This window comes from Klebsiella electrica (genome assembly GCF_006711645.1).
Classification (GTDB): Bacteria; Pseudomonadota; Gammaproteobacteria; order Enterobacterales; family Enterobacteriaceae; genus Klebsiella; species Klebsiella electrica.
In genome coordinates, this window is record NZ_CP041247.1 from 2,011,910 (window position 1) to 2,037,867 (window position 25,958).

At 53.2% G+C, this 25,958-nt stretch carries 28 protein-coding genes and 2 pseudogenes; 13 read left to right on the forward strand and 17 right to left on the reverse strand.

Annotated elements, in window-relative coordinates; genetic code table 11:
- The first annotated feature begins 54 nt into the window (after window positions 1–54).
- Complete coding sequence (gene rnd, locus Electrica_RS09530; protein ID WP_160704866.1) at window positions 55–1,170, forward strand: ribonuclease D; 1,116 nt, start codon at window positions 55–57, stop codon at window positions 1,168–1,170.
- A gap of 81 nt (window positions 1,171–1,251) precedes the next feature.
- On the opposite strand, the gene minE is transcribed toward rnd, so the two are convergent.
- From minE to minC, 3 genes are read right to left on the reverse strand one after another with little or no spacing between them, the layout of a single operon-like run.
- The gene (gene minE, locus Electrica_RS09535; RefSeq protein WP_004103270.1) at window positions 1,252–1,521 is read right to left on the reverse strand and encodes a cell division topological specificity factor MinE; all 270 of its coding nucleotides are present in this window, start codon (window positions 1,519–1,521) and stop codon (window positions 1,252–1,254) included.
- 3 nt (window positions 1,522–1,524) lie between these two features.
- Window positions 1,525–2,337 (reverse strand): septum site-determining protein MinD, encoded by an 813-nt coding sequence (gene minD / locus Electrica_RS09540; protein ID WP_100682349.1) that lies wholly within the window; start codon window positions 2,335–2,337, stop codon window positions 1,525–1,527.
- 23 nt (window positions 2,338–2,360) lie between these two features.
- Window positions 2,361–3,059 carry a septum site-determining protein MinC gene (gene minC / locus Electrica_RS09545; protein ID WP_100682350.1) on the reverse strand — a complete coding sequence of 233 codons (699 nt, stop codon included), beginning with the start codon at window positions 3,057–3,059 and terminating at the stop codon, window positions 2,361–2,363.
- 126 nt (window positions 3,060–3,185) lie between these two features.
- On the opposite strand from minC, the gene Electrica_RS09550 reads away from it, so the two are divergent.
- The 3 genes from Electrica_RS09550 to Electrica_RS09560 all read left to right on the forward strand — a co-directional run bounded on the left by Electrica_RS09550 (window position 3,186) and on the right by Electrica_RS09560 (window position 4,685).
- Window positions 3,186–3,467: a YcgL domain-containing protein gene (locus tag Electrica_RS09550; protein ID WP_131047796.1), complete on the forward strand. Its 282-nt coding sequence runs from the start codon at window positions 3,186–3,188 to the stop codon at window positions 3,465–3,467.
- 17 nt (window positions 3,468–3,484) lie between these two features.
- Entirely contained in the window at window positions 3,485–4,144 is a 660-nt protein-coding gene (locus tag Electrica_RS09555; protein ID WP_131047797.1) for a fumarylacetoacetate hydrolase family protein, read from the forward strand.
- A gap of 94 nt (window positions 4,145–4,238) precedes the next feature.
- Window positions 4,239–4,685 (forward strand): YcgN family cysteine cluster protein, encoded by a 447-nt coding sequence (locus Electrica_RS09560; protein WP_100682353.1) that lies wholly within the window; start codon window positions 4,239–4,241, stop codon window positions 4,683–4,685.
- A gap of 213 nt (window positions 4,686–4,898) precedes the next feature.
- Here Electrica_RS09560 and Electrica_RS09565 read toward each other — a convergent pair whose 3' ends face one another.
- The 5 genes from Electrica_RS09565 to Electrica_RS09585 are packed head-to-tail and all read right to left on the reverse strand — an operon-like array spanning window position 4,899 to window position 7,953.
- Window positions 4,899–5,126: a helix-turn-helix domain-containing protein gene (locus Electrica_RS09565; RefSeq protein ID WP_100682354.1), complete on the reverse strand. Its 228-nt coding sequence runs from the start codon at window positions 5,124–5,126 to the stop codon at window positions 4,899–4,901.
- Window positions 5,127–5,128: 2 nt separating this feature from the next.
- Window positions 5,129–5,662: a DUF2975 domain-containing protein gene (locus Electrica_RS09570; RefSeq protein WP_141964354.1), complete on the reverse strand. Its 534-nt coding sequence runs from the start codon at window positions 5,660–5,662 to the stop codon at window positions 5,129–5,131.
- A 25-nt stretch (window positions 5,663–5,687) separates the two neighbouring features.
- Complete coding sequence (locus Electrica_RS09575; RefSeq protein ID WP_141964355.1) at window positions 5,688–6,035, reverse strand: hypothetical protein; 348 nt, start codon at window positions 6,033–6,035, stop codon at window positions 5,688–5,690.
- Complete coding sequence (locus Electrica_RS09580; RefSeq protein WP_141964356.1) at window positions 6,022–7,137, reverse strand: serine hydrolase domain-containing protein; 1,116 nt, start codon at window positions 7,135–7,137, stop codon at window positions 6,022–6,024. The genes Electrica_RS09575 and Electrica_RS09580 overlap by 14 nt, the downstream gene beginning before the upstream one ends.
- Window positions 7,138–7,146: 9 nt before the next feature.
- Window positions 7,147–7,953 (reverse strand): MipA/OmpV family protein, encoded by an 807-nt coding sequence (locus tag Electrica_RS09585; RefSeq protein ID WP_141964357.1) that lies wholly within the window; start codon window positions 7,951–7,953, stop codon window positions 7,147–7,149.
- Between the two features lie 136 nt (window positions 7,954–8,089).
- Here Electrica_RS09585 and Electrica_RS09590 point away from each other — a divergent pair.
- Both Electrica_RS09590 and Electrica_RS09595 read left to right on the forward strand, forming a co-directional pair.
- Window positions 8,090–8,188, forward strand: a pseudogene (locus tag Electrica_RS09590) (SDR family oxidoreductase); the annotation flags it as partial.
- Window positions 8,189–8,219: 31 nt separating this feature from the next.
- Window positions 8,220–8,423 (forward strand): hypothetical protein, encoded by a 204-nt coding sequence (locus Electrica_RS09595; protein ID WP_202395489.1) that lies wholly within the window; start codon window positions 8,220–8,222, stop codon window positions 8,421–8,423.
- 86 nt (window positions 8,424–8,509) lie between these two features.
- Here the strand turns inward: Electrica_RS09595 and Electrica_RS09600 are convergent, their stop codons facing one another.
- From Electrica_RS09600 to Electrica_RS09610, 3 genes are all read right to left on the reverse strand, one after another.
- The gene (locus Electrica_RS09600; RefSeq protein ID WP_228267405.1) at window positions 8,510–9,262 is read right to left on the reverse strand and encodes a flagellar brake protein; all 753 of its coding nucleotides are present in this window, start codon (window positions 9,260–9,262) and stop codon (window positions 8,510–8,512) included.
- 330 nt (window positions 9,263–9,592) lie between these two features.
- Window positions 9,593–10,372 (reverse strand): class I SAM-dependent methyltransferase, encoded by a 780-nt coding sequence (locus tag Electrica_RS09605; protein ID WP_131047804.1) that lies wholly within the window; start codon window positions 10,370–10,372, stop codon window positions 9,593–9,595.
- A 132-nt stretch (window positions 10,373–10,504) separates the two neighbouring features.
- Window positions 10,505–11,440 carry a LysR family transcriptional regulator gene (locus tag Electrica_RS09610; RefSeq protein WP_131047805.1) on the reverse strand — a complete coding sequence of 312 codons (936 nt, stop codon included), beginning with the start codon at window positions 11,438–11,440 and terminating at the stop codon, window positions 10,505–10,507.
- A gap of 834 nt (window positions 11,441–12,274) precedes the next feature.
- Here Electrica_RS09610 and Electrica_RS09615 point away from each other — a divergent pair.
- A complete protein-coding gene (locus tag Electrica_RS09615; RefSeq protein WP_100682359.1) occupies window positions 12,275–13,963 on the forward strand; it encodes a thiamine pyrophosphate-binding protein in 1,689 nt (562 codons plus the stop codon).
- 511 nt (window positions 13,964–14,474) lie between these two features.
- Here the strand turns inward: Electrica_RS09615 and Electrica_RS09620 are convergent.
- Window positions 14,475–14,978: a DUF1003 domain-containing protein gene (locus Electrica_RS09620; protein WP_141964358.1), complete on the reverse strand. Its 504-nt coding sequence runs from the start codon at window positions 14,976–14,978 to the stop codon at window positions 14,475–14,477.
- A gap of 152 nt (window positions 14,979–15,130) precedes the next feature.
- Here Electrica_RS09620 and Electrica_RS28825 point away from each other — a divergent pair.
- Window positions 15,131–15,273 (forward strand): annotated as a pseudogene (locus tag Electrica_RS28825) (type II toxin -antitoxin system TacA 1-like antitoxin); the annotation flags it as partial.
- Window positions 15,274–15,365: 92 nt separating this feature from the next.
- Here the strand turns inward: Electrica_RS28825 and Electrica_RS09625 are convergent.
- From Electrica_RS09625 to dsbB, 3 genes are all read right to left on the reverse strand, one after another.
- The gene (locus tag Electrica_RS09625; RefSeq protein ID WP_228267406.1) at window positions 15,366–15,914 is read right to left on the reverse strand and encodes a hypothetical protein; all 549 of its coding nucleotides are present in this window, start codon (window positions 15,912–15,914) and stop codon (window positions 15,366–15,368) included.
- Between the two features lie 242 nt (window positions 15,915–16,156).
- A complete protein-coding gene (locus tag Electrica_RS09630) occupies window positions 16,157–16,501 on the reverse strand; it encodes a DUF1971 domain-containing protein (RefSeq protein WP_131047808.1) in 345 nt (114 codons plus the stop codon).
- 114 nt (window positions 16,502–16,615) lie between these two features.
- Window positions 16,616–17,146 (reverse strand): disulfide bond formation protein DsbB, encoded by a 531-nt coding sequence (dsbB, locus tag Electrica_RS09635; RefSeq protein WP_100682362.1) that lies wholly within the window; start codon window positions 17,144–17,146, stop codon window positions 16,616–16,618.
- Between the two features lie 315 nt (window positions 17,147–17,461).
- Here dsbB and fadR point away from each other — a divergent pair, with 315 nt between their 5' ends.
- Window positions 17,462–18,181, forward strand: a complete 720-nt coding sequence (gene fadR, locus Electrica_RS09640; protein ID WP_131047809.1) for a fatty acid metabolism transcriptional regulator FadR — start codon at window positions 17,462–17,464, stop codon at window positions 18,179–18,181.
- Between the two features lie 55 nt (window positions 18,182–18,236).
- Here the strand turns inward: fadR and Electrica_RS09645 are convergent, their stop codons facing one another.
- A complete protein-coding gene (locus Electrica_RS09645) occupies window positions 18,237–19,769 on the reverse strand; it encodes a SpoVR family protein (RefSeq protein ID WP_131047810.1) in 1,533 nt (510 codons plus the stop codon).
- Between the two features lie 321 nt (window positions 19,770–20,090).
- Here Electrica_RS09645 and Electrica_RS09650 point away from each other — a divergent pair, with 321 nt between their 5' ends.
- The 4 genes from Electrica_RS09650 to pagP all read left to right on the forward strand — a co-directional run bounded on the left by Electrica_RS09650 (window position 20,091) and on the right by pagP (window position 24,970).
- On the forward strand, window positions 20,091–21,389 hold the full coding sequence (locus tag Electrica_RS09650; protein WP_141964359.1) for a D-amino acid dehydrogenase: 1,299 nt from the start codon (window positions 20,091–20,093) through the stop codon (window positions 21,387–21,389).
- Between the two features lie 9 nt (window positions 21,390–21,398).
- Window positions 21,399–22,469: a catabolic alanine racemase DadX gene (dadX, locus tag Electrica_RS09655; protein WP_131047812.1), complete on the forward strand. Its 1,071-nt coding sequence runs from the start codon at window positions 21,399–21,401 to the stop codon at window positions 22,467–22,469.
- A 348-nt stretch (window positions 22,470–22,817) separates the two neighbouring features.
- Window positions 22,818–24,329, forward strand: coding sequence for an alpha/beta hydrolase (locus Electrica_RS09660; RefSeq protein WP_167686268.1), 1,512 nt, complete (start codon window positions 22,818–22,820; stop codon window positions 24,327–24,329).
- 65 nt (window positions 24,330–24,394) lie between these two features.
- Complete coding sequence (gene pagP / locus Electrica_RS09665) at window positions 24,395–24,970, forward strand: lipid IV(A) palmitoyltransferase PagP (RefSeq protein WP_141964361.1); 576 nt, start codon at window positions 24,395–24,397, stop codon at window positions 24,968–24,970.
- A gap of 29 nt (window positions 24,971–24,999) precedes the next feature.
- Here the strand turns inward: pagP and Electrica_RS09670 are convergent, their stop codons facing one another.
- Complete coding sequence (locus Electrica_RS09670) at window positions 25,000–25,923, reverse strand: acyltransferase (RefSeq protein WP_160704869.1); 924 nt, start codon at window positions 25,921–25,923, stop codon at window positions 25,000–25,002.
- Between the last annotated feature and the right edge of the window lie 35 nt (window positions 25,924–25,958).

The following is a 25,958-nucleotide window of genomic DNA, read 5'->3' on the forward strand; positions in this document are numbered from 1 at the left end:
TAAGCCGGCGTTTTTTATGGGCGCAAGTTAAGAGAGCATGATTTGAACTATCAGATGATCACCACCGACGATGGTCTTCGCGCCATCTGCGAAGCGGCAAGCGCCGCACCCGCGATTGCGCTGGATACAGAATTTGTCCGCACCCGCACCTACTACCCGCAGCTGGGCCTGCTCCAGCTGTTTGACGGGGAACAGGTTTCGCTGATTGACCCGCTGGAGATAACCGACTGGGCGCCGATGCGTGAGCTGCTGCTGAACAAAGACGTCACCAAGTACCTGCACGCTGGCAGTGAAGATCTGGAAGTATTCCTCAACACCTTTAACCTGATGCCGCAGCCGTTGATTGATACCCAGATTCTGGCCGCTTTTTGCGGGCGCCCGATGTCATGGGGATTTGCGTCGATGGTGGAAGAGTATACCGGCATTGCGCTGGATAAGAGCGAGTCGCGCACCGACTGGCTGGCTCGCCCGCTGACCCCGCGTCAGTGCGACTATGCGGCGGCGGATGTCTGGTATCTGCTGCCGATCGCCAGCAAGCTGATGGCGGAAACCGCGGCCGCTGGCTGGCTGGAGGCCGCGCTGGACGAATGTCATCTGATGCAGCAGCGTCGTCAGGAAGTGCAGGACCCGGCGCAGGCGTGGCGTGATATCGGTAACGCCTGGCAGCTGCGCACCCGACAACTGGGCTGTCTGCAGCTGCTGGCGGAGTGGCGTTTACGTAAGGCGCGCGATCGCGATATGGCGGTCAATTTTGTCGTGCGTGAAGAGCATCTGTGGAACGTGGCGCGCTATATGCCGGGGAGTCTCGGTGAACTGGATAGCCTCGGCCTGTCCGGCAGCGAAATTCGCTTCCACGGTAAAACGCTGATAAGTCTGGTGGCGAAAGCCCAGACGCTGCCTGAAGAGGCGCTGCCGGAGCCGCTGCAAAACCTGATTGATATGCCGGGCTACCGCAAGGTCTTTAAAGAGATTAAAGCGCTGGTGCAGGAAGTGAGTACCGAGAAGGGGCTGAGCGCAGAGCTGCTGGCATCAAGACGGCAGATTAACCAGCTGCTGAACTGGCACTGGCAGCTGAAAAGCGCAAACGGACGACCTGAGCTGATTTCCGGCTGGCGAAGCGACCTGATGGCCGATCGTCTGCAGGCGCTGTTAAGCGAATATCCGCGCTAAGCCGCAGCAAAAAGCCCGGACAGAGCATCCGGGCTGCTATACCCGTCAATCCGACCGCGCAAGGCGGTCGGGCTAATTGGGTCAGGGTTTCGACTCTTCCGTTTCTGGCAAAGTCACGTTCAACTCCAGAATCGAAATATCGCCATCCCGTTGTTCCAGCTGAACGCTGACCATTTCCGGGTCGATCTGTACATACTTACAAATCACTTCCAGAATATCTTTGCGTAACTGCGGCAGATAATGCGGTTCAGCGTCGCCGCGACGACGCTCCGCGACGATGATTTGCAGGCGCTCTTTCGCAATGTTGGCCGTGTTCTTTTTCCGCGAGAGAAAAAAGTCGAGTAATGCCATAATTTATCCTCCGAACAGGCGTTTGAGGAAACCTTTCTTCTCTTCTTCAATGAAGCGGAAAGGACGTTCTTCTCCGAGCAGACGTTCTACCGTATCGGCATAAGCCTTACCTGCGTCTGACGCGTCATCCAGGATAACCGGCTCACCCTGGTTTGACGCCCGCAGCACGGACTGATCTTCCGGGATAACGCCGACCAGATTGATGCGCAGGATTTCCAGAACATCTTCCATGCTCAACATGTCGCCTTTGTTCACACGACCAGGGTTGTAGCGCGTCAGCAGCAGGTGTTCTTTGATCGGCTCATCGCCATTTTCCGCGCGGCGGGATTTGGAGGCGAGGATACCGAGGATACGGTCGGAGTCACGAACGGAGGAGACTTCCGGGTTGGTGGTGATGATGGCTTCGTCGGCAAAATAGAGCGCCATCAGCGCACCGGTTTCGATGCCCGCAGGGGAATCGCAGACCACAAAATCGAAGTCCATCTTTTTCAGTTCTTCGAGAACTTTATCGACACCTTCGCGGGTCAGCGCATCTTTATCACGCGTCTGGGAAGCGGGGAGGATATAGAGATTGTCGGTGCGTTTATCCTTGATTAACGCCTGATTCAGCGTGGCATCGCCCTGAATCACGTTGACGAAGTCATAAACCACCCGACGCTCGCAGCCCATAATCAGGTCGAGGTTACGCAGACCGATATCAAAGTCGATAACGACAGTTTTCTTTCCCTTCTGGGCCAAACCGGTAGCGATGGCCGCGCTGGAGGTGGTCTTGCCAACGCCCCCTTTACCCGAAGTCACAACAATAATGCGTGCCATAGAAATTCCTTGTTAAAAAGGGACTAACTCAACGGTTGAATAGTCAAAGCGGTATCACCCAGACGCAGGCGGGCCGCTTTGCCATAAAATTCGGCCGGGATATTATCACTCAGCCAGTATTCCCCTGCGATGGAAACCAGTTCCGCCGTGAGGTGTGAACAAAATATTTGCGCTTCTCTGTCGCCGCCTGCGCCCGCGAGTGCGCGTCCCCGCATCATGCCATAAACATGGATGTTACCATCGGCAATAAGTTCCGCACCGGCACTCACATGATTTGTAACAATGAGATCACAGTTTGGTGCATAAATGCGCTGACCGGAACGTACCGGCAGATCAATTAAACGCGTTTTTGTGACCGGATTAACAACTGGCGGCGGCGCAACCGGCTCTGGCGGCGCCTGGCGGGGGATTTTTTCTTTCCCTTCCGTCAGTAAAGGAATCCCGGTGCGGTCTATTTCCGTTTTGAGCCGCGGGATTTTACACCCGCTCACGCCCATAATTCGTAAACCGGTGCTGACAATGGCTTCATGCATAGGGTGCCAGTCAACATCGTTTTCGACGTTGCTGATATTAACAACGACCGGAGCATGACGTAAAAAAGCGGGAGCCTGGGCGATCTTGTCTTCTAACGCCTGACGAATAACCTCGGGATTTGCGTCGTGCAAATGAACGACAGATAAGGTGAAGCTACTGCCCTTAAGTTCGATTGGCGTATTTGACATCCTGGCCTTACTCAATTTGCTGTTTATCACCCGCCGAAGTGCGGTGATATTCCGAAGACTAAAAGGCATGTTATAGTCACTCATATATTGAGGCAAGTGACCACGGGTCTAATTCCGAGTAAAACTATGTTTTGTGTGATCTATCGAAGTACTAAACGTGAACAAACCTATTTATATGTCGAAAAAAGGGACGATTTTTCACGCGTTCCTGGCGAACTGATGGCCAGCTTCGGTTCGCCGCAGATGACCATGCTTTTACCGCTCGACGGACAGAAGAAGCTTGCTGGTGCCGATCTGGAAAAAGTCAAACAGTCGCTGATTGATCAGGGCTACTATCTTCAACTTCCTCCTCCGACTGAGAATCTACTGAAGAAACACCTGGCGGAACAGGGGAATAAATCTGATTAACCCACCGAGGGAAAATAATGTACCAACATCATAACTGGCAGGGAGCATTACTGGATTACCCGGTAAGTAAAGTCGTTTGCGTGGGCAGCAATTATGCAAACCACATTAAGGAAATGGGCAGTGCAATGCCGGAAGAACCGGTGCTGTTTATTAAACCTGAGACGGCACTATGCGATATCCGCCAGCCGTTGGTGCTCCCCGAAGGATTGGGTTCGGTGCATCATGAAGTTGAACTGGCGGTGCTGATTGGCGGTACGCTGCGCCAGGCGACGGAAGAACACGTCCTGAAAGCGATCGCCGGTTACGGCGTAGCGCTGGATCTTACCCTGCGCGATCTGCAGGGCAAGATGAAAAAAGCCGGCCAGCCGTGGGAAAAAGCCAAGGGCTTTGATAATTCCTGCCCGGTATCCGGTTTTATCCCGGCGGCGGAATTTCATGGCGACCCGCAAAATACCCCGCTGAGCCTGAAAGTGAACGGCAGCGTTCGCCAGCAGGGAACGACGGCTGATATGATCCATAAAATCGTCCCGCTGATTGCCTATATGTCGCGCTTCTTTACGCTCAAAGCCGGCGATATCATCCTGACCGGCACGCCAGAAGGCGTCGGGCCGCTCGGCAGCGGCGATGAACTGGACGTTGGCTTTAATGGTCTGACGCTCACCACCCGCGTACTGTAACGACCTTTTGCCGCCTTTACCGGCGGCAAAACTTGCATCAGCGTGCCAGACTGGTTATAAGGTGCACCCTGAATGGCAATGACGGATATCCCCTATGAGCGAACAACCTTTCTGGCAACACAAAACACTCGATGAAATGACCGATGCAGAGTGGGAATCACTGTGCGACGGCTGCGGACAGTGCTGCCTGCATAAGCTGATGGATGAGGATACGGATGAGATCTATTTCACCAACGTCGCCTGTCGTCAGTTAAATATTAAAACCTGCCAGTGCCGTAACTATGAACGACGTTTCGAGTATGAACCGGACTGCATCAAACTGACGCGCGACAATCTGCCGACGTTCGAATGGTTGCCGCCGACCTGCGCCTATCGTCTGCTGGCGGAAGGGCAGCCTCTGCCGCACTGGCACCCGCTGCTTAGCGGCTCGAAAGCGGCGATGCACGGCGAACGCATCTCCGTGCGCCATATTGCGGTAAAAGAAGAGACGGTGCGCGACTGGCAGGACCATATCCTCAATAAGCCCGACTGGGCGCAGTGAGGCATTAAGAGGCACGGGGAAAGTGGTTACTGATTTTTTGCCTGGGACATCGCCGGGGCAAACCGCGTAATTTGCATTGAGCATTGCCATTTGATGACGGTGGTTATCCACCCTCCCTTTGCCGCCAACGTAGTTAACCCTCTGTGCAGATAAAAAAGCCGACAGCAGCGGTGTTGCCGGTTTTTTATTGTCGGCAAAACGCCTGTCTGTGCGTTACTCTCCATCGGGTGTCGCGGGGTCGGGTTCCCAGGAGATAATGTCGCCGGGCTGACACTCCATGGCTTCGCAAATCTTGGCCAGCGTATCGAAACGGATCCCCTTTACTTTGCCGGACTTGAGCAGCGAGAGATTTTGCTCAGTAATACCGATAAAAGCCGCCAGCGATCTGGACGTCATTTTTTTCTCTACCAACAGTTTGTCCAGATGAACCACCACAGCCATAGTCAGATAAACTCCCTGGTTTCTTCTTCCGCTCTGATCCCCGCGAGCATGGCGTGAAACGTCACAAATAACAAGCCGCCGCTGAGCAACAGAATCACATCGCCAATCATCACGGTGACCTGGAAATATTTTTCCGGCGACCAGACGACCAGCGGTATTAAAAAGCGGCACACCGGTAAGACCATGCCAAGGCTTAGCATCATCAACGCAATATTACGCACACAACGCGCCAGCGCCAGGCTGAGGATTTGCCGTTTGCCCACCAGGCGCATCACTTGCATTCTCTGCCAGATAGCGAAAGCGAACAACCCAACGGGAACATACAGAATAATCAATAGCAGTAACGAGTGAAGCGGTGATACGGTGGCCATTGGCTGACTTTCTGGCTGCAGTTCGGCAAATTTAAGCATGCTGGAAATAAAAAACGACTCACCGGAAAAATATAACCACAGGGGGGTAATTAAGGCGAGGATGAAAAAGAGCGGCAATATTCCTGAGATAAACACCAGACTGAGTTTATTTCGTACACCTTTCACTTTGGACCTTCCTGAATTAAGGATTCTATTTTAAAATCAGCATGCTTAAGCATGACATAAGTAGCAGAGAAATGGCAATCTTGCCACCCGCCAGCACACGCGGGCCGCGCCTTAACCAGGGTTCTGACCATACGCGATAAACGCTTATGGTGATAAATGAGGCCTGAACGGTCCATGTCAACATTCTGAACAGGTAACCGGTCATGGTCAGATGCGTGATTGTCTGCATCATTTCGGCACAATAAATGACAATCAAAGCCAGCATGATGTAGTTCAACAACCGTATTTTGTAATGCGCAACCCATGAGCCGCAAATAAACAGAATGACCGAGATAAAGGTTAATATTGCCCACAACATATCAATCCATTTCATGATGCGCTTCCATTTTAGCCGGCGTCTGCGTTAACAACAGGCGTATGGCCGGACCAATAACGGGCCAGGCCGTATCTGAGAGGATCACCACTGCCGATTGCTGCTGCGGATCGAACGCTATGGCGGAGGTAAAACCGGAGGATTCACCATCGTGCCAGGTGATGTCCCGCCCATGAATGCGGGTGGTAAACCAGGCGTAACCCACGCGTGAATCTGCATCGTCAGTGGAAAAGCGTGGCGGCATTGCCGCGCTACCGGCAAGGCCGCCGGCCAATAAAGTCTGCGCATAATGCGCCATGTCGATGATAGTCGAGCGTACGCCGGCAGCCGGTGTAAACGCGCGCTGTATCCATGGCGCTTCGGCAAACCCGGACACCGCCCAACCGTGGTGAAACGTGGATGTGTCGGGGGTTAACTCTTCGGCAACAACGGTATTTGCCATTTTCGCCTGCGCAAAAACCCGTGTTTGCAATAGCGTAGTAAAAGGCTGATTTGCTGCTCGCGACAGCGCCAGGCCCAGCAAGGCGTAGCCGGTGTTGGAGTAATCAAACCTGTCGGGCGCGGTTAAGCGGGTATGATTCACCATTTCGATAACCGCTTTTTCGTCATACTCCCAGAAATTTTCACGGAGGATTATCCGGCTGATTATCCGGATCTTCTGGCGCAGCGATGAGGCCAACGGCGGCAGGCCAGAGCGATGTGATGCCAGTTGCTCAAGAGTTATTTCTCGCGCCGGGCCGCTGATTTCAGGAATAAGTTCGCCGACGCGCGTTTGCGCTGTCGCTTCACCCCGACGAAATGCCTCCATGAGTAAACTGCTGGTCATGGTTTTGGTCAGGCTGGCGATTTCATATTGCTTGTTGTAATCACTGTCCCAGAGTGCGTATTGAACTCCGCGTGGTGTGATTAGCGCGGCGGCGACGCTGCCTCGCGATCCTTTCAATAACGGCGTTAAAAATGACGCCATACTGGCATCTCCCGTCTGGCGAAGAGACGGGGTGCTGAAACCGGGTTGCAGGTAAATACCAGCGGTAATCAGTGAGATAAATACCGTGCCTGCAGCGAGCAACCGCGGGTGGCTGCGAAAGTGACATTTGTTCATGGCGCGGCCTCAGAATGTGTACTGGATCAGTGATGACAAGGTGTACTGCATCCGGCTGTCCACCAGAGGGCTGCTCCCCGCTTTATCGAACAGGTACTGCGCCCGACTGGTCAATCCCGCCGCCAGGTTTTTATCGAAATGCCACACCAGTTCGGCATACAGACCACCTTGCTGGAAACCTGATGAAGGGGAATAAAATTCAAAATCGGTGCGTTGTGCCTGGTGCGTCGTCACGCCGTAGTGGCGCTGCTGGTAGGCGTTGTTCGCCCAGCTTATGTCACCGCCGACCGAGAGCGCGGCACGCTGCCAGCGCCAGAGCACTGTTTCCACGCCGCTGGTGATGATTACGCTTCTGCCGGGAGATTCGTCGCCATAACGCTGATTTTCAGTGGCGGCTAACAGTCGCAACCACAACGTCCAGTTTTGTTGTTGGTAGCGCAGATCTGCTCCAGCCATCACTGCGGCTGACAGGTTGCCCATCCCTTGCAGATCGCGGTTTTTACCGCCGGAAAACGTGTAGTTAAACACCTCTTTTCGCGCTTCATCTTTCGTTAATAGCAAGCTCACGCTGAAGGGCGAGTCCGGCGTCAGTCCCCATATCAGCCCGTCGGTAGACAGACCGAACAACCCCCAGTTTTCGCTATGAAGATTCACGCCCGCTTTCAGCAGTGGTTCCACTGCCGTGTGATTTGAACCCGAATAAATAGGGTGGGCGCTGACGCCCAGCCCGGCAAAACCGGACAACTCTGCGCTGTGTATCGGCGCACAAATCAGTAACCCTGAGAACAAAACACCCTGTTGCAGACTGCTTTTCATTCGATGCCTCTCCTGGCAAAGGTGGTTGAAGTGGATGCAGGCTAGCCTGGTATTTATCGTTTTACAATAAGTTTTTATTGTTTTACTTTAATCTTCATGACGAGTACAACGTGGTTTGGTCGGGAGACGGGTACAGGAGGAAGCGGCCGCTGTGGCGCTATTTTTGTTATCTGATGATGCGAGTTATGTCACGGGCAGCCAGTACGTGGTTGATGGCGGGTTGCTGCGTTTATGAACGTTTATTTCAATAATGGTGTGGAGGAGTGATGAGTTTACGGTTTGAAAATGCGCTTCCCAGGAGCATCGTTTGTGTGCGCGTTGGGGGGCCATGGAACGAAACGGTGCCGGTTGGTTTTCAACAAATTATTGGCTGGGCGCAGGAGCAGGGAATGGCTTACAGAGAGGCGCTGGTGCTTTACTGGGATGATCCTGTGCAAACCTGGGCCAAAAGACCGGAGACTTTAGTTTAGACTGGCCCTGTTTACAGCGGGGAGAGCAACGGCCGTTCTTACCGGCTATATTTATCCGATACTCCCCTGCAATATAATAAAGTCAGTCAGATTAAAAAACGTTTCATTTTTAATTTGCTTTCAATGAGTAACTGGAAAACGATGTTTTCTGTTTTACTTTGACATTTCTTGTCGCTAAATAAAAACATGCATGATACCTTAAAATTTCCTTCATTCTGCTTTTCATAATCGTTCACCGGCAGGATGTTTTTTATTTTTAAATGAGTGATGATTTTTCCATAAGGGCCAAGATTCAACTCAACATTGCTTAAGTTATTGCCTTCTTTGATAAAGGAAGATAATGGCTGAGGGGATATAAAAGAGCATCCCCCTGCAGAGATATCATTTAATTTGTATTTATAAGTCGTACCATTTTTGTAGCGGCCAGAACAATAGAATCCGGCATTAAAATCTACCTTTATTCTATAAGGTATTCTGCGCTGGACTACGATTATAGTATCAGGAATAAAAAAGTATATTCCCTCCGCGCTATCAAAAAAAAGACTATTTGTCGTAAACTCTATTTTGCCTGTTGGGCTATAAATAATAAAGTAATAGCCAGCCTTTGCCGATGACAGAAACGGCGAGAATGGTAAGTTGAGATAACCGGTGGAGCCGTCAAGTCTTTTTAGGGTTGTTTGCCAGCGTTCTCCATTGCAGTATAAGTATACTTTTGATTGGATTCTGAGTTCCTCTCGCAGAATTGCGAGGATTTCGTATTTAGCATTTTTAGAAAACCCTTCTGACACATTATCTTCTGATAGTGCGCTGACACCATTTTTTTTATCATGTTTTTTCATGCTTTAGTTATATATACCATTAAAAATCATAGTGTCATCCTGTGTTTTTTTAAATAAAAAAAGATATTGATGCCGAGTTGAGTTTTACCGTTTATAACGAGAGTAAAATAAATATTATATCCTTATTATTTATATGGTGTGTGCCTTATTAAAATAAGTCTCTCTCTTAGAGACCATCGCACATTCTCATGCTATCAACGAACGGGATCCTCATGCCTAAAGCTGTATTCGTGCTGAAACCCGCCGTGGCGCACTGGTATGAAATTACACATCTGGCGGCTGACAGACCACGTTGTGGGTCTGTCAGAAATTATCCTGGTGGCCAGGCGATTAGGCTTCTTTGCTGGCAAACCATATTGTCCACGGATCTTTTTCGACGATCGGCCCGGAACCTGCAATGTGTTGTTCGATATGATGAATAAGCTGGTCGAGTTCATCATCGTTCAGATAATGCAGAATGGATCGGCCTGTACGCATCCGTAAATCCTGCGCCAACTGTTCGAAGTGCTCATAGGTTCGCCGTGTCTCCCAGACGGTCACGGATATAATACCGGTAAAACCTGCCGCTTTTAGAGCATCACATACCCGTTGCTTTTGCGGCCTGCGCTGAATCTCCATTGCTGTGAGTCGAGGGAAAAGCGCAAAAAAGTAACCCCTGATGTGATCCTTCGAGCCAGGGATCTGCACATCCTCTGGCGTCCGGTCTTGTATGATCACGTGACCTCCGGGGGTGAGTACCCGGAACGCTTCAGAAAAGCAGCCGTTCAGTTCAGGGAGGTGGTGAATCAGCGCGCGCGCAAAAACGATATCCACGCTTTCCGGGGTCAGTCCGGTATGCTCTGCCGTGCCTTGCCGGAAAGAGACATTAAGGCCGTTGCGGCGGTGTTCGTTTGCTGCTGTTACCATTTGCGCAGAGAAGTCGATACCGATCACTTCCGCAGCCCCCAGGTTTGCCCAGGCTGCGGAGTAAATTCCTCCGCCACAGCCAATGTCAGCTACCCTCAGGCCCTGAGGGGATATCAACTGAACAATGGTTTTTGTCCAGTCTTCATGAGCCGTCCTTCCTGTATAAGTGTATTTATTTTGCTCTGAATGGAAGTCGATATTCATATTTCCCCCTCCTTCGTTGTATGAGGCGGGAATAGGGTAGAGGAGAATTGATGAGCTGTAAAATATATTAAAAGTTCTATTTTAATACTAAAAAAGTATCATAATAAGAACCCGCTCAATCCCGGACATTCTTCAGCGCGGTTTGAGTCCTCGCTCTCTGGCTAAGCTCACCAGTCGGCCGAGTGGCGAATCTGAGGGTGTTTCACGGTAAGCAAGGGTAAGAGGTGTGGTAAAAGCGTGCTCGCCAGCCAGCGGCCGGTATACCACGTCTCTGTTCAGAATGCATTTCAGCGTCTGGGGCAACAAGGAGACCCCTTTTCCGGCAGCAACAAGGGTCACCGCTGAAAGCAGACGAGGAACTTCTTCAGTCACGTTCAATTCAAACCCGGCTGACCGGCACGCTGCCAGCAATCGGTCCTGCACGCCGGGCCCATCTGCCTGGCGGTACAGTATAAAGGGCTGATCGCGGAGCATATCCATACTCATTGGTCCTGCCACGCTCGCCATCGGATGATCCGCAGGAAAAGCCGCTACCATGGGCTCTTCATCCAGCAAAACCGAGAGTAATGAGGGATAGCGCGTGACCGTCGAACGCACGAATACGGCGTCCAGTTTTTGCTCCCTGACGGCTTCCAGCAATGTTCGCGTATTGTTCTCAGTGACACTCAGAGTAATAAGGGGATAATGCGTGCCGAAGGCTTTCAGCAGTGCAGGTACCGCTTCATGCATTGCGGCTGAGCTTGTGTAACCCACGGCGATATGGCCAAGCTCTCCCCGCGCACTTTTCCTGACATGCAGCACCGCTTCATCGGCCTGTGCCAGCAACTGGCGTGCTTTGACCAGAAACACTGCCCCGGCTGTATTCAGTTTGATCCGGCGCGGTGCGCGCTCAAACAATTCAACACCCAGTTCAGTTTCCAGGTCACGTATTTGCTGACTCAGGGGAGGTTGCTGAATACCGAGACGTTGAGCCGCACGGGTCATATGCTCTTCTTCTGCAACAGCCACGAAATATCTCAGATGGCGAAGTTCCAAGGTAACCTCTTCCAGGTATGAAAAAAATATCATCGTACAACTAATTATATATTTTACATATCATTAGTCCACCAATATCATGCGGCATAAATTTAAGCCATGGGGTTGTCGGACACAAAATTCTTTAACCTCCTGTTTCGACAATAAAATAAATATACATTCAAACTAATGGATAAGAAATTATGAACTGTCATTAAATTTTAATCATTGATACTCACCACGCCAGGAAACGTTTTAACGTTATCGGTCGCTATCTAAATTATATGATAAGGTGATTTTATGTCTGTTTTATTTGTTAATGTGCTACGAGCTACAACCATTCTGGTGTTAACGGCTACGACAGGAAAAGCTGGATAAGCGGAATATCGACGTTATCGTCGATTAGCGCTTTAAATCGGTAAACCTCTTTATTCAACCCTCACAGAATAAACAATTTCAGAAATTTGCAGCGGAGATAGGAACCACTCCCGATAAAATACGCAATGCTGTGGTATTGAAAGGGGAGATGCTGGACAAATTATTTCCCGGCATCGGGCCGCGTCCCAGGCCGGGGAGCCATTCCCCCGGCTTTGGGTCCCGGTTCAAACCTGCGCGCCCCCCTACAACACACTCTGGCCGAACGGTTAATACGCTATCTTTTGCAGGCGACGCCTGAAGAGAATGACGATGCGCGATCCTCGGTGGCATTGTTTTTGTACCCGCAACGTCATAGGGCCATCGCCAGTAAAGGCGGAAAGGACTATTTTAATGGTGGCTGCACGGTATTTGAGTTTCGTCTCAACCAGATGCCGCAGAAGGAGCGAAAGGGGCTGTGGTCCACCGTGCTACCGGCACTGGCGAAGAACAACAATCAATGGAGTCAAAGCGATGAGTGTTATCACGACGGCCGCGCTGCAACGTCGACGCGGAGCAGATGTTCTGCTGGAAACCCTATCCAGCGAAGGGGTGGAGTACATTTTTGGCAATCCAGGCACAACTGAATTACCGTTGATTGACGCTCTGTTACGTAATCCGGCACTGAAATATATTCTTGCTCTGCAGGAAGCCAGCGCTGTAGCGATGGCGGATGGCTATGCTCAGGCATCGGGAAAACCGGGGTTCCTCAATTTGCATACGGCAGGGGGGCTGGGGCACGGCATGGGTAACCTGCTTAACGCGAAGGTTTCACAAACGCCGCTGGTGGTGACGGCCGGGCAACAGGATACGCGCCACGCCATCAGCGATCCGCTTTTGTATGACGATCTGCTCAGCATCGCGGCCCCCGCGGTGAAATGGGCGGAGAACGTCTCCAATGCGGCCCAACTGCCGGTACTGATCCGGCGGGCATTTCACGACGCGAATGCCGCCCCAGGCGGACCGGTATTTCTCGCGCTACCCATGGACATTATGGATGAGCTTTGCGATGTCGCGATTGGCGAACCTTCGCAGATCGATCGACGAGCGACAGGCGGCTCGCTACCGCATCTCGCGAATCTCCTGGCAGGATATCAACCCGGTAAAGTGGCTCTGATTGCCGGTGATGAGATTTACAGCAGTCACGCTTCAGCGGAGACTCAGCAGGTTGCTGAGCTCCTGGGCGCGCACGTTTACGGTTCATCCTGGCCTTCACGCATCCCTTTTCCGACATCACACCCTCTGTGGCGTGGCAATATGCCCACCACGGCGCGCGGCATCGCCGGGATCCTGCAAAACTATCAGGCAATTTTTGCTTTAGGCGGGAAGTCGTTAATTACTATTCTCTACAGTGAAGGCCCGGCCGTACCGGATAATTGCGCGGTGTACCAACTCTCTGCGGACGTGAACGATCTTGGGCGATCTTATGCGACGCGGCTCTCGGTAGTAGGAGATATCAAGGTATCGCTCAACGCGATGTTGCCGATGCTGGAGAACGCCACGGCCGCGCAGCGCGAACGATATAACGACCTGATTGCGCGAGCGCGGGATGAGAAGCAGTGGGCGCGCGAAGCGCTGGAGAAAGAGGTGCAGGCGAAGTTCGGACTACCGACGATCGCTCCGCTGGTGGCCGCCCATGAGGCGGTGCGTGCGATCGGCCCGGATGTGGCGATTGTGGATGAGGCATTATGCGTTTCTTCGCTGGTGCGCCAGTTTCTCTCCAGCGATCAGGCCGGCCAGTACGGTTTTATGCGCGGCGGGGCTTTGGGCTGGGGGATGCCGGCAGCTATTGGTTACTGCCTTGGGCGCGGTCGTCAACCGGTGGTATGCCTGGTTGGCGATGGGGCTGCCATGTACTCACCGCAGGCGATGTGGAGCGCGGCGCACGAAAACCTTCCGGTTACCTTTGTAGTGATGAATAATCAGGAATACAACATTCTGAAAAATTTTATGCGCAGCCAGCAGCACTATACCTCCGCGCAGACCAATACTTTTGTCGCCATGGATATCGCCCAGCCGAAGATAGACTACCAGGCGCTGGCGATCTCCATGGGGTTAACAACACAGTGCATTCGCCGCGCCGCGGATATTGCGCCAGCCATTGAGGCCTCAATCGCCAGCGGAAAACCAGGGTTGATTGAGATTATGGTCAGCACCAGCTAACTCGCCCAGGATTGGGGGGCGGTCAGCAACGACCGCCGTGGTGTGAAGATTTTTTGAAGGAGGCATTACGCGCACCGGGAGTTGCTGACAGCGAGTGGATTGGCCCCTGTTTTTCACCCGCTTATCATTTAACCCATTTACAGGTCCGCCGCCGCAGCTATTCCCGCGGCGGCGGATGCCATTGGTCGTCATGTTCGAAGACCTGCGCATGGTGCTTTAGCGCTGTTAACCTGCTTGCTGGCTTTCCCGTGATATATCAGGCTTCAGCAATAAGGCTCAATAGCGCAGCAACAGCCTGCGGGCCACTTTTAAGGCGGGGACGCGATAAGCTCGTTACAGTCGCCGCTGAACATCCGCATAAGGTCGTCCCGACTAAACCCCGGCGCTTTCCGGTTTTGGCTGACGAATGTCATCCTTACAGGAAGCTTTAAAAAGCGTTGCTAAGGCCAGTATCGTCCAGATACAACCTTCCTGGGTTATCACTGCCCGGGCTGCCCGCTGAAGAACCCATTTATTTCTGTTGTCCGTGAAATTCACGCTGCGCAAGCTGCACGGTGAGCGTTTCGATACGCTCGGCCATTTGCCGGGTCAGTTCCGTCAACTGCGTATTTTGTTTCAGTAATTTCAACAGTTGTACTGACTGCTCCTCAGCGAGCATCTGGCGCTTCGTCATGGCGTCATCCAGATCTTCGCGGTGTTGCGCATCCGCCAGCGCATGCGCCTGATCGCGTTCTGCCTGTCGGGTTTGCGCCAACAGGATCAGCGGAGCTGCATAAGCAGCCTGTATACTGAATGCCAGGTTGAGTAAAATAAAGGGATAGGGGTCAAACTTCACGGCGCCTGCAACGTTCAGAACAATCCACACGATCACCGCGATAGTCTGTCCAATCAGAAATGTCGGCGTACCAAAAAAACGCGCGAAGGCTTCTGCTTTCAACGCAAACCATTCATCGCCGAAAGTATGCGTAATCCCTTTTAAGGGGCGATATAAACGAAATTTTTTATCTGTATGCATATCAAAAACTATCCTGTTGGAGGAATTTGCCGGACCGCCAAATTTTTGGCATCAGTGAGAGCTGAAGCCCTGTCATACGAGAAGATACGCTAAGTATGTTATACGTTAGCTATAGCGACTGCATATAATACTCGCTTACGGTTGCACTGGTACCCATGGCCTGTCAGGCTGCGGAGAACCTGAGCCTTGCGGCCGTGTATTCAAGGTTAACCCCGAACAGTACGCAGAGTTCATCAATATGCCCGATGCTCCGGTCAAGGATGATCCCGTCACGCATAAACTATTGCAAAGAAAGCTCAGTGAGTTGGTCAGTGGAGAGGCGGTGCGCGATAAATACAGGAGCGGACACTGTACCGACGATTGCTTGCAGCAGAGCGGCTGTCGAATTTATCGAAAGCTCCATTGGGCCGTAATGACAAATACTGAGGGTATGATAATGCCGACATCCATCCCAAAATAAGACGTAAAATTATACTGGAGCCCATGATATATATAGGGAGAAAAACCTATTCCTGTTACTTTCTTAAAGTCATGGTATGAGCCATGATCGCCGCAATCACTGAAAGCGTCAAAGAAAAACTCACCGACATATCCATATATCCCTTTGAAAACCCAGCCGTTATCCCAGCCGATCCAATCTCTTCTTACGCCGGCAGCCAGACATCGGTCATTAAAGCTGTTTTTCATTGTGCCTAAAACAAAGCTATTTTTTGAGTCATCCGAGAATTTTCGCTCAACGGAGATAAAGTTATTTTCAAAATTTTCAGTATACTGCCCGTGATTGTGCGTTAAATGATAAACGTATGAGCCGGTATTTATTGAGTACAGGTTTATTTCATCGGCATAACAATGCCATGAAACCAAATATAAACTTCCGCACCACAGCCATGTGGAATATCGTTTCCGGATATCCTGTTTGTATCTCACACTATCCATACTCCCTCACCTTGACTAAGGTACTGAAAAATATCTCAGCTTATCCTCGGTTTCCGCTGTATAAATTTTAGCATATTTCGGCATGTCAGGGAGACGCGCTACGGGATAGGGGGGAGATGATGACAGGTTTAACAGACATCTCAGAGTCATGTACGGGCTGAACCCACCCCGGTAGACATCTCCTGCCCTCATGACGAGGCCTGTTCAATGGCCTCCGGGCTGACGCTACCGGGATGGCTGGTTCAGGCTTTTCTGGCGTGAAACAGTCCGTTTTCGCCATCGCTCTCTTCTTCAACCCAGAAGTTGATATTGAACTGCGCGTCATCGCTCATCTCGATGCGATGCCAGTACTGCGGCGGGCTGGTGGCAAACTGACCGGCGTTAATCACCACCTTCACTTCCGGCTCGGTCGCCTGTTCATCAGCAAAGCCATAGTAGATGACCGTTCCTGCCATCACGCACAGCTGGCCGAAGACGCCGGCGGCGGTATTATGGTGGCTGAGCAGGGCGGCGGGGACGTTCTGTTTAGTGAAGAACGGGGTGGAACGTTTAACTCTCCAGTGAGCAGGAATACGCAGGTGAGACATCGTCAGCTCCTTAGTGGATATATAAGATGCATTAAATATGCATCTTTAAGGGCGATATCGTCAATCAACAGGCAAAAAAAACGCTCCCTGAAGGAGCGTTTTACTCTCACCGACTTAGCGGCCGAAAAGATCGCGTTTTTTAGGTTTGAAAGGCTGAGCAATCAGCACCAGCAGCCCCACAAGCAGATAGGCGGCGAAGATCCCCACCAGCCACTGCGGCATCTCCAGCGTCAGAAACTCCCACTGACGAACGGAGCAGTCGCCGCTGGCGACGAACATCTGCGGGATCCACTTATCCAGCGGCAGCCACGTCGGAAAACGGGCGGCGAAATCGCAGGTCTGGAACGGGGAGGGGTGCAGCTGAAGCAAAGTGTGTTCCCATGACAGCTGTAGTCCGCGCAGCGCGCTGTACAGCCAGATAGCCAGCGCCACATAGCGCAGCGGTGTTTTCGGCGCGATGGCCCCGACAATACCGGCGCCCATAACGCCTAATAACGCACAACGTTCATAAATACACATCACACAAGGTTGCAGCAACATCACATGCTGGAACCACAGCGCGACTAATTCAAGGATAAAAGCGGTTAACGCCATCAGGAGCCAGGCTCCGCGTCCCCTTGAGCACTGGTTTAAATATCGCAACATAGTTATTTCCCTGGAACAAGCTAAATCATGGCAGTGTAAACGAAAACCGAACCGACGCCAGCAGCAAGCCGGAAAATATTACGTAAAAGAGTTTTGATTCCGCCACCGCCGCCACGCTCAGCGCATCGAGGAAGGCGGAGGGAAGGCCGCCGCGAGGCAACTGACTTCGCCCGGCATTCCCCCCATGGCGGGGGGTAACGAAAAGTTGAAAATGAAACGGCGATCCCCTTTTAATTACTTCCAGGCGCTATCTGCTCTATAACGGCTCTGGTATGATGAGTGGAATTTGCAACGCTGTGTAATGGAAATCTAATTATGGTCATTAAGGCGCAAAGCCCTGCGGGTTTCGCGGAAGAGTACATCATTGAAAGTATCTGGAATAATCGTTTTCCCCCAGGCACCATCCTTCCCGCCGAACGTGAACTTTCTGAACTGATTGGTGTAACCCGTACTACCTTACGCGAAGTGTTGCAACGTCTGGCCCGCGACGGTTGGTTGACGATTCAGCACGGCAAACCGACGAAGGTGAATAATTTCTGGGAAACGTCCGGGCTGAATATTCTCGAAACCCTGGCGCGTCTTGATCATGACAGCGTTCCGCAGCTGATCGATAACCTGCTGTCGGTACGTACCAACATCTCTACTATCTTCATCCGCACTGCGTTCCGCCAGCATCCCGATAAGGCGCTGGACGTGCTGGCCAGCGCGCGTGAAGTTGCAGATCACGCCGACGCGTTCGCCGAGCTGGATTACAACATTTTCCGCGGCCTGGCGTTCGCCTCCGGTAACCCGATTTATGGCCTGATCCTTAACGGAATGAAAGGGCTGTATACCCGCATCGGGCGTCACTATTTCGCCAACCCGGAAGCGCGCAGCCTGGCGCTGGGCTTCTATCATCAGCTGACGAAAGTATGCGAAGAGGGGCTGCACGAGAAGGTTTACGAGATTGTCCGTCGCTACGGTCACGACAGCGGCGAGATCTGGCACCGGATGCAGAAAACCATGCCGGGTGATTTAGTCATCGGTATGCGTTAAGGCGCACGGCTACGATAAAAATGCCCGGCAAGCTGTCGGGCATTTTTTCATCGTTTTACAGCGCGTTCTGGCGCGGCGGGCTGCGCTCCAGCAGTTCGATACTGCCATCGGCATTTTGTTGTTCCAGCAGGATATCAAACCCCCACAGACGATGGACGTGCTTGAGCACTTCCCGACGCCCTTTATCCAGCGGGACGCGATTGTGCGGCACATAGCGCAGCGTCAGTGAGCGGTCGCCGCGTAGATCGACGCTCCACACCTGAATATTCGGCTCAAGGTTGCTGAGATTGTACTGGGCGGACAGCTTCGAGCGGATCTCCCGATACCCCTCCTCGTTATGGATAGCGGAGATCTCCAGGTAGTTATGATGATCGTCATCCAGCACCGTAAAGAAGCGGAAATCGCGCATGACCTTCGGCGACAGGAACTGGCTGATAAAACTCTCATCTTTAAAATCACGCATGGCGAAATGCAGCGTTTCCAGCCAGTCCGAGCCGGCGATATCCGGGAACCAGTAGCGGTCTTCTTCGGTCGGCGACTGGCATATACGCTTAATGTCCTGGAACATGGCGAAGCCGAGGGCGTAGGGGTTAATCCCGTTATACCACTGGCTGTTATAGGGCGGCTGGAACACCACGTTGGTGTGGCTGTGCAGAAACTCCAGCATAAAGCGCTCCGTCACTTTCCCTTCGTCATAAAGATGATTGAGGATCGTATAGTGCCAGAAGGTGGCCCACCCTTCGTTCATCACCTGGGTCTGTTTTTGCGGATAAAAATACTGGCTGACCTTGCGCACGATACGCAGGATTTCGCGCTGCCACGGTTCCAGCAGCGGCGCGTTCTTCTCCATAAAGTACAGCAGGTTCTCCTGCGGCTCTGAAGGGTAGCGGCGGGCCGACTCAATGGTCTTCTCTTCTTCCCGCTTCGGCAGGGTGCGCCACAGCATATTCACCTGGCTTTGCAGATACTCTTCCCGGCTCTTCTGCCGCGCTTTCTCCTCCTGCAACGAGATTTTTTGCGGGCGTTTGTAGCGATCGACGCCGTAGTTCATCAGGGCATGACAGGAGTCGAGGAGCTTCTCAACCTCATCAACGCCGTAGCGCTCCTCGCAGTCGGTAATGTATTTCCGGGCGAAAATCAGATAGTCAATGATCGAGCTGGCGTCGGTCCAGCTGCGGAACAGATAGTTGTTTTTGAAAAAAGAGTTATGGCCGTAGCAGGCATGGGCCATGACCAGCGCCTGCATGGTTATTGTGTTTTCCTCCATCAGATAGGCGATGCAGGGATTGGAGTTAATGACAATCTCATAGGCCAGTCCCTGCTGACCGTGTTTATACGCCTGCTCGGTTTCGATAAACTTCTTACCGAACGACCAGTGCGGGTAGTTGATGGGCATGCCGACGCTGGAGTAGGCGTCCATCATCTGCTCGGACGTAATGACTTCGATCTGGTGCGGATAGGTGTCGAGACGGTACAGCTTCGCTACCCGGTCAACCTCGGCAAGGTAGGTTTCCAGCAGTTCAAAAGTCCAGTCGGGTCCATCGCTTAAACGAGTGGTGTCCCTGTTCATGGAATCAATCGTAGCCATTAGCGCGCCCTCGTTGTAGGTGGCTCTCTCTGTACGGAAAGCCTCTTATCAAGCATAGAACAGGGGACGACAAACTGCGCCTCCCGACAATTTCTTTTCTTCGCGATTTCGCAATCTTAAAGGCCTGGTTAATCCATATTTGCAGAATATTATTCTGAGTAAAAATGAAGCGCAGCACGAGATAGTAAATCTATGGGGTCAGTGCTGGTGCGGTTTGCTGTGAGTTAAGTCACCATAAATAAAGCGTATGTTGAATAATATTTTCATCTGAGTTATCAATTTGTAATCAGATGATTGTTCTTTAACTATTACGGAGTCGCTATGCGAGTCGTCATACTGGGAAGTGGGGTAGTTGGGGTTGCAAGTGCATGGTATTTAAGCCAGGCGGGTCACGAAGTGACGGTTATCGATCGTCAACCCGGGGCGGCGGAAGAGACCAGCGCCGCTAACGCCGGACAGATTTCCCCGGGCTATGCTGCGCCGTGGGCGGCGCCGGGCGTGCCGCTGAAGGCCATCAAATGGATGTTCCAGCGCCACGCGCCGCTGGCTATCGGTCTTGACGGCACTCCGTTCCAGCTGAAATGGATGTGGCAAATGCTGCGCAACTGCGATACCCGCCATTATATGGAGAACAAAGGGCGGATGGTGCGTCTGGCGGAATACAGCCGCGACTGCCTGAAAGCGCTGCGCGAAAGCACCGGGATCCAGTATGAGGGCCGCCAGGGCGGCACATTGCAGCTGTTCCGTACCGAAAAACAGTATGAAAACGCCACTCGCGACATCGCCGTGCTGGAAGAGGCCGGCGTTCCATACCAGCTTCTGGAAGCGAAGCGTTTGCTGGAAGTGGAGCCCGCGCTGGCCGAGGTCAGCCACAAGCTGACCGGCGGTCTGCGTCTGCCCAATGATGAAACCGGCGATTGCCAGTTGTTTACCACCCGCCTGGCGGCCATGGCGGCGCAGGCGGGCGTCACCTTCCGCTTTAATACGCCGGTGGATGCGCTGCTGTATGAAGGCGAACAGATTGCCGGTGTAAAATGCGGCGCTGAAATCATCAAAGGCGATGCCTATGTGATGGCCTTTGGTTCATACTCAACCGCGATGCTGAAAGGGCTGGTGGACATTCCGGTCTATCCGCTGAAGGGCTATTCGCTGACCATTCCGATTGCCGAGGAAGACGGCGCGCCGGTTTCGACTATTCTTGATGAAACCTACAAAATCGCCATTACCCGCTTTGACCAGCGCATCCGCGTGGGCGGGATGGCGGAAATCGTCGGTTTTAATAAAGAGCTGCTGAAGCCGCGCCGGGAAACGCTGGAGATGGTGGTCCGCGATCTGTTCCCGCGCGGTGGCCACGTCGAGCAGGCAACGTTCTGGACCGGGCTGCGTCCAATGACCCCGGACGGCACGCCGGTGGTGGGCCGCACGGCGTATAAGAATTTGTGGCTGAACACCGGGCACGGCACGCTGGGCTGGACGATGGCCTGCGGTTCCGGGCAGTTGCTCAGCGATTTGATCTCCGGCCGTACACCGGCCATCCCGTATGATGATCTGGCCGTCGCGCGCTATAGCCCCGGTTTTACGCCGGCACGCCCTCAGCATCTGCACGGTGTTCATAACTAAGGAGTCTTCATGTCCCGTCCTGTATTGGCCAGCATTGATTTGCCGGCCTTGCGGCAGAATTTGCAGATTGTCCGGCGTGCGGCTCCCGCCTCGCGCCTGTGGGCGGTGGTGAAAGCCAACGCCTATGGTCATGGCCTGTCGCGCGTCTGGAGCGCGCTGAGCGGCGCAGATGGCTTCGCGATGCTCAACCTTGAAGAGGCGATTCTGCTGCGCGAGCACGGCTGGAAAGGGCCGATTCTGATGCTCGAGGGGTTCTTCCATGCCGACGAGCTGGCGCTATTTGATAAATACCGCCTGACCACCAGCGTGCACAGCAACTGGCAGATTAAGGCGCTGCAGCAGGCAAAGCTCCACGCACCGCTGGATATCTACGTCAAGGTCAACAGCGGGATGAATCGACTCGGTTTTATGCCGGATCGCCTCCATACCGTCTGGCAGCAGCTGCGGGTGCTGAATAACGTCAGCGCCATGACGCTGATGTCGCATTTTGCCGATGCGGAAAATCCGCAGGGTATTATTGAGCCGATGCGCCGCATCGAGCAGGCGGCGGAAGGGCTCGATTGCCCGCGTTCGTTGGCGAACTCGGCGGCGACGCTGTGGCATCCTGAAGCCCATTTCGACTGGGTGAGACCGGGTATTGTGCTGTATGGCGCATCGCCTTCCGGGCAATGGCAGGATGTCGCCAACAGCGGCCTCAAGCCGGTAATGACGCTCAGCAGCGAAATCATCGCCGTGCAGAATCTGCAGGCGGGCGAGGTGGTTGGCTACGGGGGGCGGTATCGGACGTCCGGCGAGCAGCGTATTGGGATTGTGGCCTGCGGTTACGCCGACGGCTATCCGCGCGTGGCACCGGACGGTACGCCGGTGCTGGTGGACGGCGTTCGGACCCGCACGGTGGGCCGGGTTTCAATGGATATGCTGGCGGTCGATCTAACGCCTTGCCCGCAGGCCGGGATCGGCGCGCCGGTCGAGCTGTGGGGCAAGGAGATCAAAATTGACGATGTCGCCAGCGCCTGCGGCACCGTCGGCTATGAATTAATGTGCGCGCTGGCGCCGCGCGTTCCGGTCGTGACAGGGTAACTTCCGTAAACGGCGTCATTGGCCGGGCTTATCAGCCAGAATTTCCGGCAGCGGCCGGAGTTCTGGCTTTCCGCTAACCCCTCTCAAGCAACACCCCGTCAGCCGGATGTCGGCCGCGCGGCTCCGCTTCGCACCCTCATATTGCGCACCTCCGCCTGACCATCGACGATCTCTTCGCAATCGCGCCTGCTCCTTGATTCGATTCCGTTGCCTGCTACGATCTGCTTAACGCCGACGGTAACATCAGCGACTGACGAGGTCTGGAAACAACCTCCATCACATGACTACAATGCCCCAGCGAGCCAGCGGTCGTCATGTACAGAAAACAAAACGGACAGCGATATGCCAATGATGAGTTTTACCCGCCCTCTGATTAAAGCCGGTTCAAAAGTGGCCTCGCTGGTGAAAAAAATAGCGATTGCTCTGTTTATCGTGGTGACCGTTTTTATGGCCGGGCGTATTTACGAAACGCAGCGTGGGCCCGCCCTGCATCCGTGGCATACCTGGGCTGCTGATGAAATGTCGGCGACGGAGATTGACCACGCGACCTTCGCTGGCTATCTGGCGCGAGAAGAGACGATTTTTCGCCAGATGAGAAGTCAGCTGACCAATGCGCTTCAGGATGATGAAAAAACGCCGCTTAATCGTTTTTATGCCCAAAGCCAGGTCTATCCGCAACAGTTTCAGCCCGACTGGAATCGCTCCTTTGTGCTGTTGCCCGCAGGGACGCCGCGCGGCGCCGCGGTGTTGCTTCATGGCTTGACGGACTCGCCATACAGCGTGCGCTATCTGGCAAAAGCCTACCAGCAGCAGGGGTTCGTTGCCGTGGTGCCGAGGTTGCCGGGGCACGGTACTGCGCCGGGTTCGCTGACCGCCGTTGACTGGCAGCAGTGGATGGCGGCAACGCGACTGGCGGTACGCGAAGCCACCCGACTGGCCGGGGCGAACGTCCCGCTGCATGTTATCGGCTATTCCAACGGCGGCGCGCTGGCGCTGAAATATGCGCTCGACGCGCTGGATGATAACGCCTTGTCTCAGCCACAGCAGATAGTCCTGCTGTCGCCGATGATCGGGGTGACTGCATTTGCCCGCTTTGCCGGGCTGACGGGGCTACCGGCGGTGTTTCCCGCTTTTGCGCGCGCGGCATGGCTTAACGTGGCGCCCGAGTTTAATCCTTATAAATACAATTCATTTCCGGTGAAGGCGGCCCGACAGTCGTGGCTGTTAACCCAGGCGCTGCAGGCGAAAATTGTCGAGGACTCCCGCAGCCAGCGGCTTGCTGCGCTGGCCCCGGTGCTGACTTTTCAGTCGGTGATGGACTCCACCGTCAGCACCAGGGCGGTGGTGGAGTCGCTGTATCGCTATTTGCCGGAAAACGGCAGCGAGCTGGTGGTTTTCGATATCAACCAGGCGGCGAATCTGCGCGCGTTGTTTCGACCTGCGGTCTACTCTGCGCTCAACACGCTATTGCCGCCAGCGCCGCGCCGCTATCGCACAACGGTGATTACCAATGCCTCGTCCACGACGTACGATACCGTCGCGCGAACCACGCCAGCGGGCGCGCAAGAGGAGCAAGTGACGCGGCTGAACATCGCGTGGCCGCAGGATATGTATTCGCTGTCGCACGTCGCGGTACCTTTTCCGATGAGCGATTCTCTGTACGGTCGCGAGCCGACGGAGAAGAACCTTTACGGCATCAGTATCGGTACCATTTCGCTGCGCGGAGAGACCGCAACCCTCAGCGTAGGGCTGGATACGCTGATGCGCGTGACCTCTAATCCGTTCTTTCCGTTTATGATGGCGCGTATTGAGCAACATATTCACGGCGCTTTGCCGTCTGCGCCTGAATCGGGATTATAATGCACAGGAGTTCCGTTTATTTCTCGGGCTGAATGATTAACGTTGATTTTTTTAAGGAAAAAACTATGCAACATTGTCGGCTGGTGGTGTGGGGTACCCTGATTATTTGCGCTACGGCGGTCCAGGCTGAAGATCATGTCTACGGTGAACAGCGCATCAGCGGCTGGTGGGACTGGCTCAAAAATGATGTTTCGCAAACCTGGAATCAGCCGCAAAATTATGACCTGTATCTGCCGTTTCTCAGCTGGCACAACCGCTTAACCTACGATAAAGAGAAAACCGACAACTACAATGAGATGCCCTGGGGCGGCGGTTTCGGCGTCTCTCGCTATCACGATGATGGCGACTGGAGTTCGCTGTACGCCATGATGTTTAAGGATTCGCATAACAAGTGGCAGCCGATAATCGGCTACGGCTGGGAGAAGGGCTGGTATCTGGATAGCCGCGAGGATTTCCGCCTTGGCCTCGGCGTGACCGCCGGGATCACCGCCCGTGATGATTTCGCGAATTACGTCCCCTTACCGATAATTCTGCCTTTATTTTCCGCAAGCTATCAGCGGCTGAGCGTACAGTTCACCTATATTCCCGGCACCTACAATAACGGTAACGTCCTGTTTGCCTGGCTGCGCTATGGTTTTTAAACCCGGCCGCCAGGGAGGGCGCCGGTAATTTAAAGGGTGATCACTTTTTTAGCGACGGAGTGGGATAGCGCCAGCATTGAAATCAATACCGAGACGACAAACGTCAGGACAATCAGCATTAATTTTGTGGTCAGCGAACCGATAGGGATAAGGGCGCTCAGCAGATGAAAAATGGAGTAATGGAGGATATAAACCCCGGTCATCGTTTTGCTGACTGCCGCCAGGATACTCTCTTTAAACTCGCTGTTTTTACGGAAACGGACGCCGTTGGCCGCAATCACCAGCGCGACTACCAGAATATAAATTTGTGAACCGGTGAGAATGAACGCATTTCTGTCGGCCTTGAACAGGGCGAAAAAGAAATGACGCTCGTAAAACCAGGTGAAAAGATAAATAAAGGGTATGGCGCACATCGTGGCTTTGATAACGCTATCGCGGTTAAGCCAGCGCACCACCAGCGGGTCGTTAAACAGCTGGCCGGTTAAATAGAACAACAGCCAGGTCCACAGACGATACTGCGGTGGCAAAGTTAGCGGATGAACGTTGGGCCAAAGGACCGCCAGCAGGTCGTAGCCATAGCAGAAAAGCAGTAACACAAACACCACGCTAAAGAAGACCCTTCTGCGCAGGCTTAGCCACTCGACCAGCGGGTGGAAGGTATAAATCACGATAAAGGCGAAGACAAACCATGGCTGGATAAGATAGCCGCGCTGGTAGGGCTCAAAGAGGTAGTAAATCGTCATCCAGAAAAGAAAGACGATCACCACGCTTTTAATTTTCTCCATCTGCCAGCTCGCGTTATGTCGGGACTGAGCATCGAGATAGCCCGCCACCACAAAAAACAGCGGCGTGGCGATGGTCGAGATAAAGGTCAGAAAGCCGAGGATCCAGTGATAGTCGTAATCATACCGATCCCAGGTGTTATAGATGGTAAAGAAGGTGACCGCCGTCATGCATCCCAGCGTTTTAATAATATTTAACCCGGTGG

Coding starts and splice junctions, on each gene's coding strand:
- Electrica_RS09645 (WP_131047810.1), bottom strand. CDS start 19,769: ATGGCTACGATTGATTCCATGAACAGGGACACCACTCGTTTAAGCGAT.
- Electrica_RS09600 (WP_228267405.1), bottom strand. CDS start 9,262: ATGAAAAAACATGATAAAAAAAATGGTGTCAGCGCACTATCAGAAGAT.
- Electrica_RS09575 (WP_141964355.1), bottom strand. CDS start 6,035: ATGAAATGGATTGATATGTTGTGGGCAATATTAACCTTTATCTCGGTC.
- Electrica_RS09610 (WP_131047805.1), bottom strand. CDS start 11,440: ATGATATTTTTTTCATACCTGGAAGAGGTTACCTTGGAACTTCGCCAT.
- rnd (WP_160704866.1), top strand. CDS start 55: ATGATCACCACCGACGATGGTCTTCGCGCCATCTGCGAAGCGGCAAGC.
- minE (WP_004103270.1), bottom strand. CDS start 1,521: ATGGCATTACTCGACTTTTTTCTCTCGCGGAAAAAGAACACGGCCAAC.
- Electrica_RS09585 (WP_141964357.1), bottom strand. CDS start 7,953: ATGAAAAGCAGTCTGCAACAGGGTGTTTTGTTCTCAGGGTTACTGATT.
- Electrica_RS09615 (WP_100682359.1), top strand. CDS start 12,275: ATGAGTGTTATCACGACGGCCGCGCTGCAACGTCGACGCGGAGCAGAT.
- minD (WP_100682349.1), bottom strand. CDS start 2,337: ATGGCACGCATTATTGTTGTGACTTCGGGTAAAGGGGGCGTTGGCAAG.
- dsbB (WP_100682362.1), bottom strand. CDS start 17,146: ATGTTGCGATATTTAAACCAGTGCTCAAGGGGACGCGGAGCCTGGCTC.
- Electrica_RS09595 (WP_202395489.1), top strand. CDS start 8,220: ATGAGTTTACGGTTTGAAAATGCGCTTCCCAGGAGCATCGTTTGTGTG.
- Electrica_RS09580 (WP_141964356.1), bottom strand. CDS start 7,137: ATGAACAAATGTCACTTTCGCAGCCACCCGCGGTTGCTCGCTGCAGGC.
- Electrica_RS09660 (WP_167686268.1), top strand. CDS start 22,818: ATGATGAGTTTTACCCGCCCTCTGATTAAAGCCGGTTCAAAAGTGGCC.
- Electrica_RS09550 (WP_131047796.1), top strand. CDS start 3,186: ATGTTTTGTGTGATCTATCGAAGTACTAAACGTGAACAAACCTATTTA.
- Electrica_RS09555 (WP_131047797.1), top strand. CDS start 3,485: ATGTACCAACATCATAACTGGCAGGGAGCATTACTGGATTACCCGGTA.
- Electrica_RS09670 (WP_160704869.1), bottom strand. CDS start 25,923: ATGACGGCGGTCACCTTCTTTACCATCTATAACACCTGGGATCGGTAT.
- dadX (WP_131047812.1), top strand. CDS start 21,399: ATGTCCCGTCCTGTATTGGCCAGCATTGATTTGCCGGCCTTGCGGCAG.
- fadR (WP_131047809.1), top strand. CDS start 17,462: ATGGTCATTAAGGCGCAAAGCCCTGCGGGTTTCGCGGAAGAGTACATC.
- Electrica_RS09560 (WP_100682353.1), top strand. CDS start 4,239: ATGAGCGAACAACCTTTCTGGCAACACAAAACACTCGATGAAATGACC.
- Electrica_RS09620 (WP_141964358.1), bottom strand. CDS start 14,978: ATGCATACAGATAAAAAATTTCGTTTATATCGCCCCTTAAAAGGGATT.
- Electrica_RS09630 (WP_131047808.1), bottom strand. CDS start 16,501: ATGTCTCACCTGCGTATTCCTGCTCACTGGAGAGTTAAACGTTCCACC.
- Electrica_RS09565 (WP_100682354.1), bottom strand. CDS start 5,126: ATGGCTGTGGTGGTTCATCTGGACAAACTGTTGGTAGAGAAAAAAATG.
- minC (WP_100682350.1), bottom strand. CDS start 3,059: ATGTCAAATACGCCAATCGAACTTAAGGGCAGTAGCTTCACCTTATCT.
- Electrica_RS09625 (WP_228267406.1), bottom strand. CDS start 15,914: ATGGATAGTGTGAGATACAAACAGGATATCCGGAAACGATATTCCACA.
- Electrica_RS09650 (WP_141964359.1), top strand. CDS start 20,091: ATGCGAGTCGTCATACTGGGAAGTGGGGTAGTTGGGGTTGCAAGTGCA.
- pagP (WP_141964361.1), top strand. CDS start 24,395: ATGCAACATTGTCGGCTGGTGGTGTGGGGTACCCTGATTATTTGCGCT.
- Electrica_RS09605 (WP_131047804.1), bottom strand. CDS start 10,372: ATGAATATCGACTTCCATTCAGAGCAAAATAAATACACTTATACAGGA.